Origin of the sequence: Pseudokineococcus lusitanus, from assembly GCF_003751265.1 — a bacterium.
Lineage (GTDB): Bacteria > Actinomycetota > Actinomycetes > Actinomycetales > Quadrisphaeraceae > Pseudokineococcus > Pseudokineococcus lusitanus.
Genome location: NZ_RJKN01000003.1, coordinates 88,789 through 104,921, shown reverse-complemented (window position 1 = coordinate 104,921; position 16,133 = coordinate 88,789). Strand labels below are relative to the sequence as shown.

The 16,133-nt window shown below is 77.6% G+C and carries 11 protein-coding genes and 2 pseudogenes; 10 read left to right on the top strand and 3 right to left on the bottom strand.

The features are described from left to right. Positions 1–27 precede the first annotated feature (27 nt). Positions 28–1,512, bottom strand: coding sequence for an AAA-type ATPase lid domain-containing protein (locus tag EDC03_RS06430; protein ID WP_199720003.1), 1,485 nt, complete (start codon positions 1,510–1,512; stop codon positions 28–30). Positions 1,513–1,629: 117 nt separating this feature from the next. Here EDC03_RS06430 and EDC03_RS06425 point away from each other — a divergent pair, with 117 nt between their 5' ends. The 5 genes from EDC03_RS06425 (at position 1,630) to EDC03_RS06405 (ending at position 7,298) form a co-directional block, all read left to right on the top strand. Next, positions 1,630–2,655 carry an amidohydrolase family protein gene (locus EDC03_RS06425; protein WP_123379404.1) on the top strand — a complete coding sequence of 342 codons (1,026 nt, stop codon included), beginning with the start codon at positions 1,630–1,632 and terminating at the stop codon, positions 2,653–2,655. Continuing rightward, entirely contained in the window at positions 2,655–3,452 is a 798-nt protein-coding gene (locus EDC03_RS06420) for an iron-sulfur cluster assembly protein (RefSeq protein ID WP_123379403.1), read from the top strand. Before EDC03_RS06425 ends, EDC03_RS06420 begins: the two co-directional genes overlap by 1 nt. Positions 3,453–3,519: 67 nt before the next feature. Continuing rightward, positions 3,520–4,545, top strand: coding sequence for an NAD(P)-dependent alcohol dehydrogenase (locus tag EDC03_RS06415; protein WP_123379685.1), 1,026 nt, complete (start codon positions 3,520–3,522; stop codon positions 4,543–4,545). 114 nt (positions 4,546–4,659) lie between these two features. Then, positions 4,660–6,453: a proline--tRNA ligase gene (locus EDC03_RS06410; protein WP_123379402.1), complete on the top strand. Its 1,794-nt coding sequence runs from the start codon at positions 4,660–4,662 to the stop codon at positions 6,451–6,453. Next, on the top strand, positions 6,450–7,298 hold the full coding sequence (locus EDC03_RS06405; RefSeq protein ID WP_241967063.1) for a TSUP family transporter: 849 nt from the start codon (positions 6,450–6,452) through the stop codon (positions 7,296–7,298). The genes EDC03_RS06410 and EDC03_RS06405 overlap by 4 nt, the downstream gene beginning before the upstream one ends. A 167-nt stretch (positions 7,299–7,465) precedes the next feature. On the opposite strand, the gene EDC03_RS06400 is transcribed toward EDC03_RS06405, so the two are convergent. Further along, positions 7,466–8,521 carry a DUF4439 domain-containing protein gene (locus EDC03_RS06400; protein WP_123379401.1) on the bottom strand — a complete coding sequence of 352 codons (1,056 nt, stop codon included), beginning with the start codon at positions 8,519–8,521 and terminating at the stop codon, positions 7,466–7,468. 77 nt (positions 8,522–8,598) lie between these two features. Next, complete coding sequence (locus EDC03_RS06395) at positions 8,599–9,879, bottom strand: polysaccharide pyruvyl transferase family protein (RefSeq protein ID WP_123379400.1); 1,281 nt, start codon at positions 9,877–9,879, stop codon at positions 8,599–8,601. Between the two features lie 297 nt (positions 9,880–10,176). Between EDC03_RS06395 and rimP the strand changes: the two genes are divergently transcribed. The 5 genes and pseudogenes from rimP to infB all read left to right on the top strand — a co-directional run bounded on the left by rimP (position 10,177) and on the right by infB (position 16,092). Next, positions 10,177–10,773, top strand: a complete 597-nt coding sequence (gene rimP, locus EDC03_RS06390; protein ID WP_123379399.1) for a ribosome maturation factor RimP — start codon at positions 10,177–10,179, stop codon at positions 10,771–10,773. Then, positions 10,773–11,846: pseudogene (gene nusA / locus EDC03_RS06385) on the top strand (transcription termination factor NusA); the annotation flags it as partial. The gene rimP and the pseudogene nusA, both read left to right, overlap by 1 nt. Positions 11,847–12,106: 260 nt before the next feature. Continuing rightward, the gene (locus tag EDC03_RS06380; RefSeq protein ID WP_199720002.1) at positions 12,107–12,391 is read left to right on the top strand and encodes a YlxR family protein; all 285 of its coding nucleotides are present in this window, start codon (positions 12,107–12,109) and stop codon (positions 12,389–12,391) included. A gap of 629 nt (positions 12,392–13,020) precedes the next feature. Then, positions 13,021–13,179 (top strand): annotated as a pseudogene (locus EDC03_RS18555) (translation initiation factor IF-2 N-terminal domain-containing protein); the annotation flags it as partial. Continuing rightward, the gene (gene infB, locus EDC03_RS06375; protein WP_422393797.1) at positions 13,177–16,092 is read left to right on the top strand and encodes a translation initiation factor IF-2; all 2,916 of its coding nucleotides are present in this window, start codon (positions 13,177–13,179) and stop codon (positions 16,090–16,092) included. The pseudogene EDC03_RS18555 and the gene infB, both read left to right, overlap by 3 nt. Positions 16,093–16,133 lie beyond the last annotated feature (41 nt).

Sequence of the window (16,133 nt, the reverse complement as noted above, 5' to 3'; positions counted from 1 at the left end):
GCCGTCGTCGCCCCGTGCCCGCGCCCGTCACCGGGGCACCTCGAGGCCCAGGTGGGCGATCCGGCGGTAGAGCGTCGCCCGCGAGAGGCCGAGCTCCCGGGCCGCCCCGACCACGGTCGTGCCGGGTCGGGTCAGCACGCGGACGATCTCGTCCCGCTCGACGCGCTCGAGCCGGGTGAGGGAGCGGCCCGCGCCCGTGAGCACCTCGGGCGGGAGCTGGCCGACGTCCACCCGGTCGGCCAGGGAGGCCGCCCGGCGCACGACGCGCTGCAGCTGCTCGACGCCGCCCGGCCAGGCGTGCCCGGCGAGGGCGCGGGCGGCGGCGGGGGTGAGGTCGACCTCGCGGCCGCGGGCGCGGCGGGCGGCGTGGGCGGCCAGCGGCAGGACGTCGTCCGGTCGCTCCCGCAGCGGTGCGACGCGCACGACCGAGGCGACGAGCCGGGCCAGCGGGGGCGCCACGTCCCCGAGGTCCTCGGCGGTGACGACGACGCGGGGCGCCGGGCCGCCCCCGCCCGCGAGCACGTCGCGCACCCGGTCGGCCGTGGCGACGGAGAGGGCGTCGACGTCGCGCAGCACCACCGTCGTCGCCGGCTTGGCCGCCTCGGGCGCCCACAGCCCGAGCCAGGCGTCGACGTCCTCGGGGGCGGGCGGCCGGACGTCGAGGACGCGGTCGCGCGGGTGGGCGCGGCGCAGCGCCTGCGCGAGCAGCGTCGCGCGGCCCGAGCCCGGCTCGCCGACGGCGGCCGTGAGCCGGCCGGCGCGGACCGCGGCCTCGGCCGCCGCCACGGCGTCCGTCCACGCGGCCGACAGCGCCGTCACCGTGCCCGCCCCGGGCTCGGGTCGCGGGGCGAGGACCCGGAAGACCTCCCCGCGGGGCGCGGGGCGCGCCGAGCGGCCCCGGGAGCGGGCCAGCATGAGCGCGCCCGTGGCGCTCGCGGCCGACTGGGCCAGCGCCAGCAGGAGCTGGCCGGACGACGCCGACCACGTCGTGATGTTGACGCTGCCCTCGAGCCGGCCCGTCAGGGGGTCGAGCACGGGCACGGCCGCGCACGTGTAGGCCGTGAGGTCGGCGCTGTAGTGCTGCGACGCGCGGACGAGGGCGGGCAGCCGGTCCGCCAGCGCGAGCCCGAGGCCGCTCGTGCCGGCCTCGCGCTCGGAGAACGCGAAGCCCGGCGCCAGGTGGACGGCGTCCAGAGAGCGCAGCAGCGAGGTGTCCCCGCTGAGCCGGTCGAGGACGAGGCCGTCCGCGTCGGTCAGCACGAGCCCCAGCGGCTCGTCGACGAGGGTGCGGTGCAGGTCCGCCAGCACCTCGCGCCCGCACGTGGAGAACAGCGAGCCCTCGCGCGCGGTGCCCGCGAAGACGGGGGTGGCGTCGCGCGCCGCGACGCCGTAGTCGGCGCTGCGCCGCCAGGACGCCGCCACCCGGTCGGGCACCGCGGGCGAGCCGCCCGGGGCCTGCTCACCGCCACGTCGGGCCTCCTCGCCCACGGGCACCACCTCCGCGGCCCCCACGGTAGGGCCCTCCGGGGGAGGTGTCTCGAAGTGAGACACCGACCCCCTTGCCCGGTCCCGCGGCGCGGGCGGACCCTCCTCGCACAGCACCGTCACCGGCGATGGGAAGGCTGAACCATGTACAGCAAGGACGGCGTCGACTACTTCGTGCTCGACGCGCACGTGGCCCTGTGGGACGCCCGGGTCGAGAACCGGCGGAACGTCCACGGCAAGCAGTTCATCGACTGCTTCTTCGACTACCACCGCAACCTCAGCCCGGAGTCCGAGCACTGGTCGTACGAGGAGTACCTGTACCAGGGCGGCGACCGCCTCATGAAGGACCTCTTCGAGGACGGGTACGTCGACCACGCGATCTTCCAGCCCGCCCGGCTCGCGGAGTTCTACCGCACGGGCTTCGGGCAGACGGAGGAGGCGTCGGCGCTCGCCGCGGCGCACCCCGACAAGCTGACCTACAACCACTACTTCGACCCGCGCGACGGCGAGCGGGGCCTCGACGGCCTGCGCGAGGCGTCCGAGCGCTTCGGCCTCAAGGGCGTCAAGCTCTACACCGCCGACTGGCACGGGGACTCGCGCGGCTGGCGGCTCGACGACCCGTGGTCCTACCGGTACCTCGAGCTGTGCCGCGAGCTCGGCATCAAGAACATCCACGTCCACAAGGGCCCCACGATCCGGCCGCTGGACCGCGACGCCTTCGACGTCGCCGACGTCGACCACGCGGCGACCGACTTCACCGACCTCAACTTCGTCGTCGAGCACTGCGGGCTGCCGCGGCTCGAGGACTTCTGCTGGATCGCCACGCAGGAGCCCAACGTCTACGCCGGCCTCGCCGTCGCGCTGCCGTTCATCCACACCCGCCCGCGCTACTTCGCGCAGATCATCGGCGAGCTCTTCTACTGGCTCGACGAGAACCGCGTCTTCTTCTCCAGCGACTACGCGCTGTGGACGCCGCGCTGGCTGGTCGAGCGCTTCGTGGACTTCCAGATCCCCGAGGACATGACCGAGTACGCGCCGCTGACGACGGACCAGAAGAAGAAGGTGCTCGGCCTCAACGCCGCCGCCCTCTACGACATCCCCGTGCCCGAGCACCTCCAGGTGGCGCACCCGCCGGCCGCGGCGGAGCCCCAGGCCGTGGCGGTGGCGTGATGACGGCCACGCTGGAGCGCCCGACGGCGCACGGGCGCGCCGAGCAGGTCCGGGCGGCGCTCGGCACGGTCCTCGACCCCGAGCTCGACGAGCCCATCACCGACCTGGGCTTCGTCCGGTCGGTGGCGCTCGACGACGAGGAGCTGCGGGTGCACCTGCGCCTGCCGACGTCCTTCTGCTCGCCGAACTTCGCCTACCTCATGGCCTCGGACGCCAAGGACGCGCTGACGGCGCTCCCCTGGACGGGCCGGGTGGTCGTCGAGCTGGACGACCACCACGACTCCGACCTCGTCAACCGTGGCCTCGCCGCGGACGCGGGGTACCGCGGCACCTTCGGGCACGAGGCGGAGACCGACCTCGAGGAGCTGCGGGAGACCTTCCGGCGCAAGGCGCACACGGCCGCGGCCGAGCGGTGCCTCACCGGGTGGCTCCGTGCGCACCCCGACGAGCCCGAGGGGGCCGCCGGCGGCGTCGTGCTCGGCGACCTCGCCCCCGGGCGCGAGCGCGACGCCCTCCTGCGCCGGCGGGCCGCCCTCGGGCTGCCGGCCGACGACGGCGCGCTCGTCCTCGTCGACCACACCGGGCGGGGCTTCCCCGCCGACGAGGTGCCGCTGCGGCTCCGGCGGGCCCGCTCCACGCGGATCTCCGTCGACGGCAACGCCCACTTCTGCCGGGGCCTGCTCCGCACCCGCTACCCCGGGTCGGGCGAGGACCAGGTGGACCGGCCGGAGGGCGCCGAGGCCGCCGACGTGCCGGCCGGCGCCCGGCTCCTCATGATCACGCCCGTGGGCGGCTGAGCCCCCTCGCCCGCCCCACCACCCCAGCACCAGCACCCCGCCCCAGGAGGCCCCCGCGGTGAGCACCATGCGCGCAGTCCAGGTCGTCGGCTACCACCGGCCGCTCGAGATGACGGAGGTCCCGGCGCCCGAGCCGACGGGCCCGCTCGACGTCGTCGTCCGGGTCGGCGGGGCGGGGGTGTGCCGGACCGACCTCCACATCCTCGAGGGGCAGTGGGAGGCGAAGTCCGGTGTCTCGCTGCCGTACACGATCGGCCACGAGAACGCGGGCTGGGTCGAGGCCGTCGGCTCCGCCGTGACGAACGTCCAGGAGGGCGACAAGGTCATCCTCCACCCGCTCATGACGTGCGGGCTCTGCCGGGCGTGCCGGTCCGGCGACGACGTGCACTGCGAGAGCAGCCATTTCCCCGGCATCGACACGAACGGCGGCTACGCGGAGAAGCTGCTGACGACGGCGCGGAGCGTCGTGAAGATCGCCGACAGCCTCGAGCCGGCGGGCGTCGCGGCGCTGGCCGACGCCGGTCTGACGGCGTACCACGCGTGCGCCAAGGCGGCCCGGCGGCTCCGCCCGGGGGACCGGTGCGTCGTCATCGGGGCCGGCGGCCTCGGGCACATCGGCGTCCAGGTGCTGGCGGCCATGACGGCGGCGGAGGTCGTGGTCGTCGACCGCAACCCGGCCGCCGTCGAGCTGGCCGTGCAGATGGGCGCGCACCACGGCGTCGTCGCCGACGGCACGCAGGTCGAGCAGGTCCTCGAGCTCACGGGCGGCCACGGCGCCGAGGTGGTCGTGGACTTCGTCGGCGAGGGCGGCGCCACGGCCGAGGGGGTGCGGATGCTGCGCCGCGCCGGCGACTACCTCGTCGTCGGCTACGGGGAGAACATCGACGTCCCGACGATCGACATCATCTCGACGGAGATCAGCTTCGTCGGCAACCTCGTGGGCTCCTACACCGACCTCACCGAGCTCATGGTCCTCGCGGCCCGGGGCGCGGTGACCCTGCACACGACGCGGTACGCGCTCGACGACTTCGCCACCGCGGTCGCCGACCTCGACGCCGGGAGGGTGCGCGGGCGCGCGATCCTCGTGCCCTGACCGACGGCGGTCGGCCGCCGGGCCGGCCCGCGGGCGTCGTCCCTCCCGCAGGGACGGCGCCCGCGGCGCGTCGGTGCCGCCCGGGCCGTCGCACGGGGCCAGTAGCCTCGCGGCGTGCTGCTGCGGATGACGTCCCTGTTCCTGCGGACCCTGCGGGACGACCCCGCCGAGGCCGAGGTGGTCAGCCACCGGCTCCTCGTGCGGGCGGGGTACATCCGTCGGGCCGCGCCGGGCATCTACACGTGGCTGCCGCTCGGCCTGCGGGTGCTGCGCAACGTCGAGCGGGTCGTCCGCGAGGAGATGGACGCCGTCGGCGGCCAGGAGGTCCTCTTCCCGGCGCTGCTGCCGCGCGAGCCCTACGAGGCCACCGGCCGCTGGACCGAGTACGGCGACGGGATCTTCCGGCTCAAGGACCGCAAGCAGGCCGACTACCTGCTCGCGCCCACCCACGAGGAGATGTTCACGCTCCTCGTCAAGGACCTGTACTCCTCGTACAAGGACCTGCCCCTGCTCGCGTACCAGGTGCAGACGAAGTACCGCGACGAGGCGCGGCCCCGCGCGGGCCTCCTGCGCGGCCGCGAGTTCGTCATGAAGGACGCGTACTCCTTCGACGTCGACGACGCCGGGCTCGAGCGCAGCTACGCCCGCCAGCGCGAGGCGTACCTCCGCGTCTTCGCGCGCCTGGGCCTCGAGGTCGTCGTCGTGTCCGCCACCTCCGGCGCCATGGGCGGCTCGCGGTCGGAGGAGTTCCTCCACCCCACGCCCGTCGGCGAGGACACCTACGTCCGCTCGCCCGGCGGGTACGCGGCCAACGTCGAGGCCGTGACGACGGTCGTCCCCCCGGAGCAGCCGCTCGAGGGCCTCCCGGCCGCGCACGTCGAGGACACGCCGGGGACGCCGACCATCGAGTCGCTCGTCGCCCACCTGCAGGAGGCGTTCCCGCGCGACGACCGCGCGTGGGAGGCCGGCGACACGCTGAAGAACGTCCTCGTCGTCCTGCGCCACCCGGACGGCCGGCGCGAGCCGCTGGCCGTCGGCGTGCCCGGCGACCGCGACGTCGACACGGCCCGGCTGGAGGCCTCGCTGGCGCCCGCCGTCGTCGAGCCCTTCGGCGCCGAGGACTTCGCGGCGCACCCGGAGCTGGCCAAGGGCTACATCGGGCCGGGCGTGCTCGGCCCGAACGCGCCCCTCGGGGAGGACGGCGAGCGCGCGGCGGGGACCATCCGCTACCTGCTCGACCCGCGCGTCGTCACCGGGACCCGCTGGGTCACCGGCGCGGACGCGCTGGGCCGCCACGTGCTCGACCTCGTCGCCGGCCGCGACTTCGCCGCCGACGGCACCGTCGAGGCCGCCGAGGTGCGCGAGGGCGACCCCGCCCCCGACGGGTCCGGGCCGCTCGAGGCCGCGCGCGGCATGGAGATGGGGCACATCTTCGCCCTGGGGCGCCGCTACGCCGAGGCGCTCGGGCTCACCGTGCTCGACGAGAACGGCAAGCAGGTCACCGTGACGATGGGCTCGTACGGCATCGGCGTGAGCCGCGCGCTCGCCGCCGTCGCCGAGGCCGGGGCGGACGAGCAGGGCCTCGTGTGGCCCGTCGCCGTCGCGCCCGCCCAGGTGCACGTCGTCGCCGCCGGCAAGGGCGACGACGTCTTCGCCTACGCCGAGCAGCTGTCGTCCGACCTCGTCGCGTCGGGGCTCGACGTGCTCCTCGACGACCGGCCCAAGGTCTCCCCGGGCGTGAAGTTCAAGGACAGCGAGCTGCTCGGCATGCCGTACGTCGTGCGCGTGGGCCGCCGGCTCGCCGAGGGCGTCGTCGAGCTCGTCGACCGCCGCACGGGCGAGGTCACCGACCTCCCGGTGGGCGGGGCGACGACCGGCGCGGTGCTCTCCGCCGTCCGCGGCGGGTGAGCGCGCCCGCCGCGGTCCTCGCCGTCGGCGGCCCGCTCGGCGGCGTGCTGCCGGCGGACCTCACCGTCGGCACCGTCCTGCTCCTCCTCCTCGCCGCCCTGGCGGCGGGGTGGGTGGACGCCGTCGTCGGCGGGGGAGGGCTCGTCCAGCTGCCCGCGCTGCTGCTCGTGCCGGGCCTCTCGCCCGTCCAGGCGCTCGCGACCAACAAGCTCGCCGGCATCGCGGGGACGACGACGAGCGCCGTCACGTTCCTCCGGCACGCCCCGCCGGGGCAGCGGCCGCCCGTGCCCGTGGCGGTGCCGATGGTCGTCGGCGCGCTCGGCGGTGCCGCCGTCGGCGCGCTCCTGGCCTCCTCGCTGCCCGGCGAGGCGCTGACGCCGCTCGTCCTCGTGGCGCTGCTGGTCGTCCTCGTCGTCGTCGTGGCCCGGCCGCGCCTGGGGGAGACGTCGCACCAGCGCCTCCACGGCGGCCGGCAGGTCGCCGTCGCGGCGGCCCTGGGCCTCGCCATCGGCGGCTACGACGGACTCCTCGGCCCCGGGACGGGGACCTTCCTCGTCTTCGCGCTCGTCGGCGTCGTGGGCCTCGCCTTCCTCCGGGCGACGGCGACGGCGAAGCTCGTCAACGTCGCGACCAACCTCGGCGCGCTGCTCGTCTTCGTGCCGCAGGGCCACGTCGTCTGGGGCCTCGGCCTCCTCATGGCCGTCGCCAACGTCGCGGGCGGCTACCTCGGCGCGCGGACGGCGGTGGCGAAGGGGAGCCGCTTCGTCCGCGTCGTCTTCCTCGTCGTCGTCGGCGCCCTCGTGCTCCGGCTGGGCTCCGAGGTGGTCGGGGACCTGCTGGCCTGACGCCCCCCTGGCCCTCAGCGGTGCCTGGTCGTGAAGTGGACGTCTACTTCACCCCCAAGGGGTGCCGGGAGGTGAAGTCGACGTCTACTTCACCCCGGAGGGGTGCCGGGAGGTGAAGTCGACGTCGACTTCACCGTGCAGGCGCGCCGGGACGTCACCCCCCAGGGTCAGGCGGGGGCGGTGGTGCCGGGGAGGGCGAGGCGGACGTCGTCCGCCGGGCCGCCCGGGCGCCAGGCGTCCGCCCACGCCGCGGCGCGGACCGTCGTGTCCGCCGCCATGAGCCGTCGCTCGCCGACGAGCGCGGGGACGGCGTCGAGCGCCGTCGCCGCGAGGCGGTCGAGCACGAGCGTCACGAGCGCGACGGCGTCGTCGGCGCCCCCGAGCGGCGCGGGCAGCACGTAGTCCGGCGCCGCGACGGGGGCCCGTCCGCCGACCGCGACGAGCGCCGCGGCGACGACGTCCGCCTCGTCCTCGAGCGCCCCGCGGAGGTCGAGAGCCCGGGCGCGGGCGTCGTCGGCCAGCGACGCCGCGGCGACCTCGACCCCGCGCGCCGCGGCCAGCGCCCCCGCGGCGAGCCCCTCGAGCGCCGCCGCCTCGCCCGGCACCGCCTGCGGCGGCGTGAGGACCGTCCCGGTCACCGAGCCGGCCGGGCCGGCGCCCGTGACGGCGGAGGGGTCGGGCACCTCGGGCGCGCCCTGCACCCGCTGCGCCAGCAAGGAGCGGGACGCGGCGACGGCGGCGAGCAGCCGGGCGAGCCCCGACGACGTCCCCGGCACGTCGGCGCGGGCGGCCTCGGCCGCCCCGGCCACCTGCTCCGCCAGGGCCGCGGCCGAGGGGGCCGGCGCGTCGGTCGGCGCGGTCGTCGGGGCACCGGTGCCCGGGGCGCCGTCCGGGCCGTCGTCGGGCTCCCCGAGCGCCGCGAGGTGCTCGGTCCCGGCGGCGACGACGAGGGCGGCCGCCACCGCCGGGGCGCCCTCCGCGCCCGCGGCGAGGAAGGCCTCCACCGCCCGCCGGAGGGCCCGGGCGTCGTCGGCCGCCCGCGCGCGGGCCCGCTCGTCGGCGTCGGGGACGGGCGGGGCGGCGGTGCCGGGCCAGTCGGGGTCGACGCGCACGGCGGAGAGGTCCGGCAGCGAGGAGCAGCCGGCGAGCCCGGCGAGCGGCACGGCGGCGAGGAGCCCGAGCACCCGGCGGCGGGAGGGCCGCGGCGCGGGTCGGTCGGGCACGCCGCGATGCTGCCACGGCGCCGGGCCGGGCCGTCCCCCGCCGCGTCGACGCCGCCCCCTCGGACCGGCCGCAGCGCTCAGGCGGCGTCGAGGCCCGCCACGTTGCGGCGCGCCATCCGGGCGGCGTCGGCCGCGAGGCCGGAGAGCTCGGCCCGCCGGGCGCCGTCGGCCGCGAGGGCGTCGTCGAGCCGCCGCGTCAGCTCGGCCGCCATCCCGGGGCGGGGCTCCACGCTCGCGCCGGGCGACCGGAAGGCGGCCATGAGGCCGTCGACCTTGCCCTGGGTCGAGAGGCAGACCGCGGGCACGCCGCGCGAGAGCGCCATGACGGCGAGGTGCATGCGGCCGGTGAGGACGGCGTCGGACCGGTCCGCGAGCGCCCGCACCTGCGCGGGGCGGAGCAGCTCGTCGACGGCCAGCACCTGCGCGTCGGCCGCGAAGGCCGCGGCCAGGCGCCGCACCTCCGCGACGTCGTCGCCGCCGGGGCGCCGGACGTGCGGCAGGAGGACGACGCGGGCCCCGCGGGCGCGGAGGTGGTCGACGACGGCGACGTGGTCGGCGTGCTGGTCCACACGGGCGCCGACGAGCCCGCTGACGTTGACGACGACGAGCGGCGGGTCGTCCGGGCGCGGGGCGCCGAGGAGGGCGTCGGCCGCCGTCGGGTCGAGGTCGTCGGCGGCCATGAAGACGGTGTCGAGGACCTCCTCCACCCCGGCGAGGCCGTCGCGGCGGGCCCGGTCGGCCGACAGCGGGTCGCGCAGCATGAGGCGCGTGCCCCGGGCGGCGGCGCGGCCGAGCGCGGCCCGGGCGCCCGGGTGGGCGCGGCCGTTCCAGCTGAAGCCGAGGACGCGGCTCGGCAGGCCCGCCCGCCGCGCGAGCGCCGCGACGAGCGAGAGGTTGGCGGCGGCCCGGTGCCCGTACCCCCCGTCCATGAGGTCGGCGCCCACGACGGACACCGACCGGGCGCGCCCCAGGAGCCGGGCGAGCCGGGCGGCGTCGCGCACGTGCCCGACGCCGCCGCCGTAGACGAGGCGGGGGAGCGCCACGACCTCGGCGCGCGACCGGTCGGCCGCCGGGACGGCGACGTCGCCGTGCTCGCGCACGAGGAGGACGACCGGGCCGTCGGTCGCGCCGAGGAAGGCCTCGACCATGGCCTGGTCGCCGATGTTGCCGTCGCCGGGCGGGCAGACGAGGACGTGCGCGCGGGTCACGGCGCCCGTCGGCCGGCCCGGGCGACGGGCGCGGCGGCGCACGGCCGCGGCCACGAGGTGGTCGGCCGGGTGCAGCAGGCGCGGGCTCGCCCACACGGCGTAGGCCCGCTCGCGGGCGGCGCGCAGCAGGGCGGCGGGGTGCAGGGGCACGGTGGCGGGTCCTCCGGGGCTGGGGGTGCCGGGTCGTCGAGCGCCCCCCCCGGGCCCTCCGTCCGACGTGGACGTCCGGCCGCTTCGGCGCCCGCGCTGCTCCGGATGGGTGACGGCGCCGTCCCGTCGTGGCGAGCCCGGGGGCCGCGCCGTCCCGCCGGGGGCGGCACCGCGGCGTCCGGCGGGCCCCGCGCCCGCGGCTAGCATCGGGGGGCGCCCGGCGACCGGGCGCGGACCGACCAGCGCCCCGGGGCCCACCCCGGCGCGGCGCACCACAACTGGACACGGGAGGACGTCGTGGCGAGCAGCGCCCCGAGCAGGCCGGCGGAGCTCACGGAGCTCCTGGACCCCGTCGTCGGCGGGGCCGGGTTCGTCCTCGAGAAGGTCACCGTGACGCCGGCCGGCCGACGCCGTGTCGTCCGCGTCGTCGTGGACCTCCCCGAGGACGCCGTCGGCGCCATGTCGCTGGACCAGGCGGCCGACGTCACGCGGGCCGTCTCCACGGCGCTCGACGACGCCGGTGCCTTCGGCGAGCAGCCGTACCTCCTCGAGGTCGGCAGCCCCGGCGTCGACCGCCCGCTCACCGAGCCGCGCCACTGGCGCCGCTCCCGCACGCGGCTCGTCCAGGTGGACGTCACGGGCGAGGACGGCACGGCCCGCCGGGTCACCGGCCGCGTCGTCGAGGCCGGGGCCGCCGGCGTCGTCCTCGTCGTCGACGAGAAGGGCGCCGCCGAGCGGCTCGAAGTCCCGTGGGACCGCCTCGGGACCGGCGCGGTTCAGGTGGAGTTCGACCGCAAGGACGCCCCGGCCGACGAGGACGACGAGGACCTCGACGACGAGCCGGACGACGACGAGCACGACGACGCGCACGACGAGGACGAGGACGAGGGCTGATGGACGTCGACATGGCCGCGCTGCGGATGCTGGCGCGCGAGCGGGAGATGCCGCTGGAGACGCTGGTGGAGGCGCTGGAGACGGCGATGCTCCTCGCCTACCAGCGCGAGGAGGGCTCGGCCCGCCGCGCCCGCGTGGAGCTCGACCGCGTGTCCGGGCGGGTCACCGTCTGGGCGCAGGAGACGCCGGAGCAGGCGTCCGAGGGACGGCCCGCGCCGGCCGACGGCGCCGAGGAGGGGCCCGCCGACGCGACGACGTCGGAGGACGACGCCGCGCCCGCCGCGCCGCCGGCGCCGCCCGCGCCGGTCCGCGAGTACGACGACACCCCGACGGGCTTCGGCCGCGTCGCCGCGACGACGGCGCGCCAGGTGATCTTCCAGAAGCTGCGCGACGCCGAGGACGCGGCCGTGCTCGGCGAGTTCCAGGGCCGCGAGGGCGACGTCATCTCCGGCGTCGTCCAGCAGGGCCGGGACCGCTCGATGGTGCACGTGGACCTCGGGCCCGTCGAGGCCGTCATGCCGCCGGCCGAGCAGGTGCCGGGGGAGAGCTACCCGCACGGCTCGCGCGTGCGCGCGCTCGTCGTGCAGGTCAAGCGAGGCTTCCGCGGCCCGTCGATCACGCTGTCGCGCACGCACCCCGACCTCGTCCGCCGGCTCTTCGCCCTCGAGGTGCCCGAGATCGCCGACGGCTCGGTCGAGATCATGGCGCTGGCGCGCGAGGCCGGGCACCGCAGCAAGGTCGCCGTCCGCTCGACCGTCCCGGGGCTCAACCCCAAGGGCGCGTGCATCGGGCCGATGGGGCAGCGCGTGCGCGCCGTCATGACCGAGCTGCGCGACGAGAAGATCGACATCGTCGACTGGGAGGACGACCCGGCGGCCTTCGTCGCCGCGGCGCTGTCCCCGGCCCGCGTGAGCTCGGTCGAGGTCGTCGACGCCGCCTCGCGCTCCTGCCGCGTCGTCGTCCCCGACTACCAGCTCTCGCTCGCCATCGGCAAGGAGGGGCAGAACGCCCGCCTCGCCGCCCGGCTCACCGGCTGGCGCATCGACATCCGCAGCGACACGGCCCCCGAGCCGCCGCCGCTCGACCCCTCGGCGCCGCGCCGGGAGCCCCTGCGCGGGCCGCGCTCCGACGCGCCGCGCGGCGGCGAGGGCCGCGGCCCGGCGCCGGGCCGTGCGGGCGGTCCGCGGACCGGCACGGGCGGCCCCGGCGGGTCGCGGACGGGCGCGCCGCGCACCGGCGGGTACGGCGCCCCCGGCGGGCCCCGGACGGGGGCGCCCCGCACGGGCGGCCCCCGCGACGAGCGCCCGCGCCGCGACCCCCGCGGCTGACGGACGTGGCCGGCACGGCGCACCGGCCCCGGCGCACGTGCGTCGGGTGCCGGACGACGACGGAGGCCGACGGCCTGCTCCGCCTCGCCCTCGCGGGGACGGACGCCGTCGTCCCCGACGTCCGCCGCCGCCTCGGGGGCCGCGGCGCCTGGCTCCACGCCGACCCCGCCTGCCTGGCCCTGGCGGTGCGCCGCCGGGCGCTGCCCCGCGCCCTCCGGGTGCCGGGCCCGCTGGCGACCGACGCCGTCGCCGAGCACCTCGCCGCCGCCGACGGGCGCGACGCGCCGTAGCCCTGCCGCGCCCCGGCGCCCGGTCCGGGGACCGACGTCGGCAGCGACGCGGGTGGGGAGCGGTCATGGGGGGCGACGTCGGCAGCGACGTGGGTGGCGGACGGCTCCGGACCACGACTTCGGCAGCGAAGTGGAGCGGGAAAGCATCCCAGCGCCGACTTCGGCAGCGAAGTGGGTGGGGGCGGGCCCCGGGGGTCGACTTCGGCAGCGAAGTGACTGGGGAGCGGCTCCTGGGATCGACTTCGGCAGCGAAGTGGGTGGGGGAGCCGGGCCCGGAGCGGGCCTGCGGGTCGACGCCGGGCGCGCCGCACCTCCGTCACGCAGCGCACCCGACGACGACGCAGGGCGATCGACGACGTCGCCCGACCGGCGGGCCGGCACCCGCGGTGACGCGCGCACCCCCGTCGAGGTGGCACCATGGGGCGGTGCGCGCCGGACCCCCGGTCGGCCCGCACCCTCCCGCACGTCGCACCGGTAACGGTCGCGCGCGGGTCGGCACGCCCGCGGCGCACCGCGCCTCGGGTCCGGGACGACCGTCGACAGCGAGAGCGGGTCTGCATCTCATGGGCACCCGATGAGCTCCCAGCGATGAGCACCCCCCAGCAGCACTAGGCCCCGCCTGTCCCGGCGTGGGCCAGGACAGGAGAGATGTGGCAAAGCCCCGGGTCCACGAGATCGCCAAGGACCTCGGCGTCGAGAGCAAGGTCGTGCTGGCCAAGCTCCAGGAGATGGGCGAGTTCGTCCGGTCGGCGTCGTCGACCGTCGAGGCTCCCGTCGTCCGACGCCTGAAGGACGCGTTCCCCGCCGCCGGCGGCGCGAGCGCCCCCAGCCCCGCCCCGGCCGCCCCGCGCGGTACCGGAGCCCGTCCCGGCCCGGCCCGCCCGGCGCCGGCCCCGCAGGCGACCCCTGCGGCACCCGCGGCCCCCGCGCCGCAGGCCCCCGCCGCCGGCGGCGCGCCGACCCCGGGCCCCGCCCGACCGGCCCCCGCCGCCCCCGCCGCGCCGTCGCGCCCGGCGCCCGCCGAGGTCCCCGCGGCCCCGGCCGCCCGCACGGCGCCGACGCCCGGCGCCCGTCCGGGCCCGGCCCGTCCCGCCCCGGCCGCCCCGTCGCCCGCCCCGCAGGCCCCCGCGGCCCGCGGCGGCGACCGTCCCGAGCGTCCGGGCACCCGCCCCGCGCCGGGCGGCGACCGCGGTGACCGCGGTGACCGCGGCGCCCGTCCGGGCGGCCCCGCCCGTCCGGGCAACAACCCCTTCGCGACGAGCCAGGGCATGCCCCGTCCCGGCGCGCGTCCCGGTGCGGGCGCTCCCGAGCGCGGCGCCGAGCGCGCCGAGCCCGCCGCCCGCAGCGGTGCCCCCCGTCCCGGCGGCGCCCCCGGCGCCGGCGCGCCCGGTGGTGCCCCGCGTCCGGGTGGTCCCCGCCCGGGCAACAACCCCTTCGCGACGAGCCAGGGGATGCCGCGCGGCGGCGGCCCCCGTCCCGGCGGCGGTGCCCCCGGCGCCGGCGCGGCGGCGGGCGACCGTCCCGGCGGCCCGCGTCCGGCCCCGCGCCCCGGTGGCGCGGCGGGCCCGGGCGGCCCCCGCCCGAACCCCGGCATGATGCCGGGCCGCTCCACGGTCGGCCGTCCCGGCGCCCCCGCGCGCGGCGGTCGTCCCGGTGCGGGCGGTCGTCCCGGTGCGGGCGGCCGTCCCGGCGGCGGCGGCCCCGGGGGTCCCCCCGGTGCGGGCGGCGGCGGCTTCCGCGGCCGCGGTGGCGGCGGTCGCGGTGCGACCGCCGGCGCGTTCGGCCGCAGCGGCGGCCGTCCGGTCCGCGGGCGCAAGAGCAAGCGCGCGAAGCGCCAGGAGTACGAGGCGATGCAGGCGCCGTCGGTCGGCGGCGTCAGCGTCCCCCGCGGCGACGGCTCGACCGTCATCCGCATCCGCCAGGGCGCGTCCCTGACGGACTTCGCGGAGCGCATCGACGCCAACCCGGCGTCGCTCGTCACCGTCCTGTTCCACCTGGGCGAGATGGCGACGGCGACGCAGTCGCTCGACGAGGACACCTTCAAGCTCCTCGGCTCCGAGCTCGGCTACGACATCTCGCTGGTCTCGCCGGAGGAGGAGGAGCGCGAGCTCTTCGCGTCCTTCGACATCGACCTGGCCGGCGAGCTCGAGGGCGAGGGCGACGACGTCCTGGAGGCGCGCCCGCCGGTCGTGACCGTCATGGGTCACGTCGACCACGGCAAGACGCGCCTGCTCGACGCCATCCGCTCCGCGGACGTCATGGCGGGCGAGGCCGGCGGCATCACGCAGGCCATCGGCGCCTACCAGGTCGTCACCGAGCACGAGGACGTCGACCGGGCCATCACCTTCATCGACACCCCGGGCCACGAGGCCTTCACGGCCATGCGTGCCCGTGGTGCCGACGTCACCGACATCGTCGTGCTCGTCGTGGCGGCGGACGACGGCGTGATGCCGCAGACCATCGAGGCGCTCAACCACGCCCAGGCGGCCGGCGTCCCGATCGTCGTGGCGGTCAACAAGATCGACAAGGCCGGCGCCAACCCGGACAAGGTCAAGCAGCAGCTCACCGAGTACAACCTCGTGGCCGAGGAGTACGGCGGCGACACGATGTTCGTCGAGGTCTCCGCCCGCGAGGGCATCAACATCGACGGGCTGCTCGACGCCGTCCTGCTCACCGCGGACGCGGCGCTCGACCTGCGCGCCAACCCCGACAAGGACGCGCGCGGCGTCGCCATCGAGGGCCACCTCGACAAGGGCCGCGGCTCCGTCGCCACGGTGCTCGTGCAGTCGGGCACCCTGCGCGTCGGCGACGCGATCGTCGCCGGCGGGGCGCACGGCCGCGTGCGCGCCATGCTCGACGAGCGCGGCGAGAACGTCGTCGAGGCGGGCCCGTCCCGCCCCGTGCAGGTGCTGGGCCTCACGCAGGTCCCGGGCGCCGGCGACACGTTCCTCGTGGCGACCGACGACCGCACCGCCCGGCAGATCGCCGAGCGGCGCGAGGCGAGCGAGCGGGCCGCCCTCCTGGCCAAGCGCCGCAAGCGCATCAGCCTCGAGGACCTCACCGCCGCCCTGGCCGAGGGGAAGGTCGACAACCTCAACCTCATCCTCAAGGGCGACGGCTCCGGCTCGGTCGAGGCGCTGGAGGAGGCGCTGCTCAAGATCGACGTCGGCGACGAGGTCGCGCTGCGGATCATCCACCGCGGCGTGGGCGCCATCACCCAGAACGACGTCAACCTCGCCACGGTCGACAACGCCATCATCATCGGCTTCAACGTGCGGCCCGCCGAGCGCGTCGCCGACCTGGCCGAGCGCGAGGGCGTCGACCTGCGGTTCTACTCGGTCATCTACGCGGTGATCGACGAGGTCGAGCAGTCGCTCAAGGGCATGCTCAAGCCGGAGTACGAGGAGGTGCAGCTGGGCACCGCCGAGATCCGCGAGGTGTTCCGCTCCTCGAAGTTCGGCAACATCGCCGGCTGCCTCGTGCGGTCCGGCGTGGTCCGCCGCAACGCCAGGGCGCGGCTCCTGCGCGACGGCGTCGTGGTCTCGAACGACCTGTCCATCCAGTCGCTGCGACGGTTCAAGGACGACGCCACGGAGGTCCGCGAGGGCTTCGAGTGCGGTATCGGCCTCGGCTCGTTCAACGACGTCAAGGCGGACGACGTCATCGAGACGTACGAGATGCGGGAGAAGCCGCGCGCCTGAGCGCGGACCGCACCTCGCCGGCGGGCGTCCCCCTGGGGGCG

Bases quoted from the DNA above. Each gene is read 5' to 3' on its own strand.
- EDC03_RS06425 (WP_123379404.1), top strand. From the start codon at position 1,630: ATGTACAGCAAGGACGGCGTCGACTACTTCGTGCTCGACGCGCACGTG.
- EDC03_RS06420 (WP_123379403.1), top strand. From the start codon at position 2,655: ATGACGGCCACGCTGGAGCGCCCGACGGCGCACGGGCGCGCCGAGCAG.
- EDC03_RS06415 (WP_123379685.1), top strand. From the start codon at position 3,520: ATGCGCGCAGTCCAGGTCGTCGGCTACCACCGGCCGCTCGAGATGACG.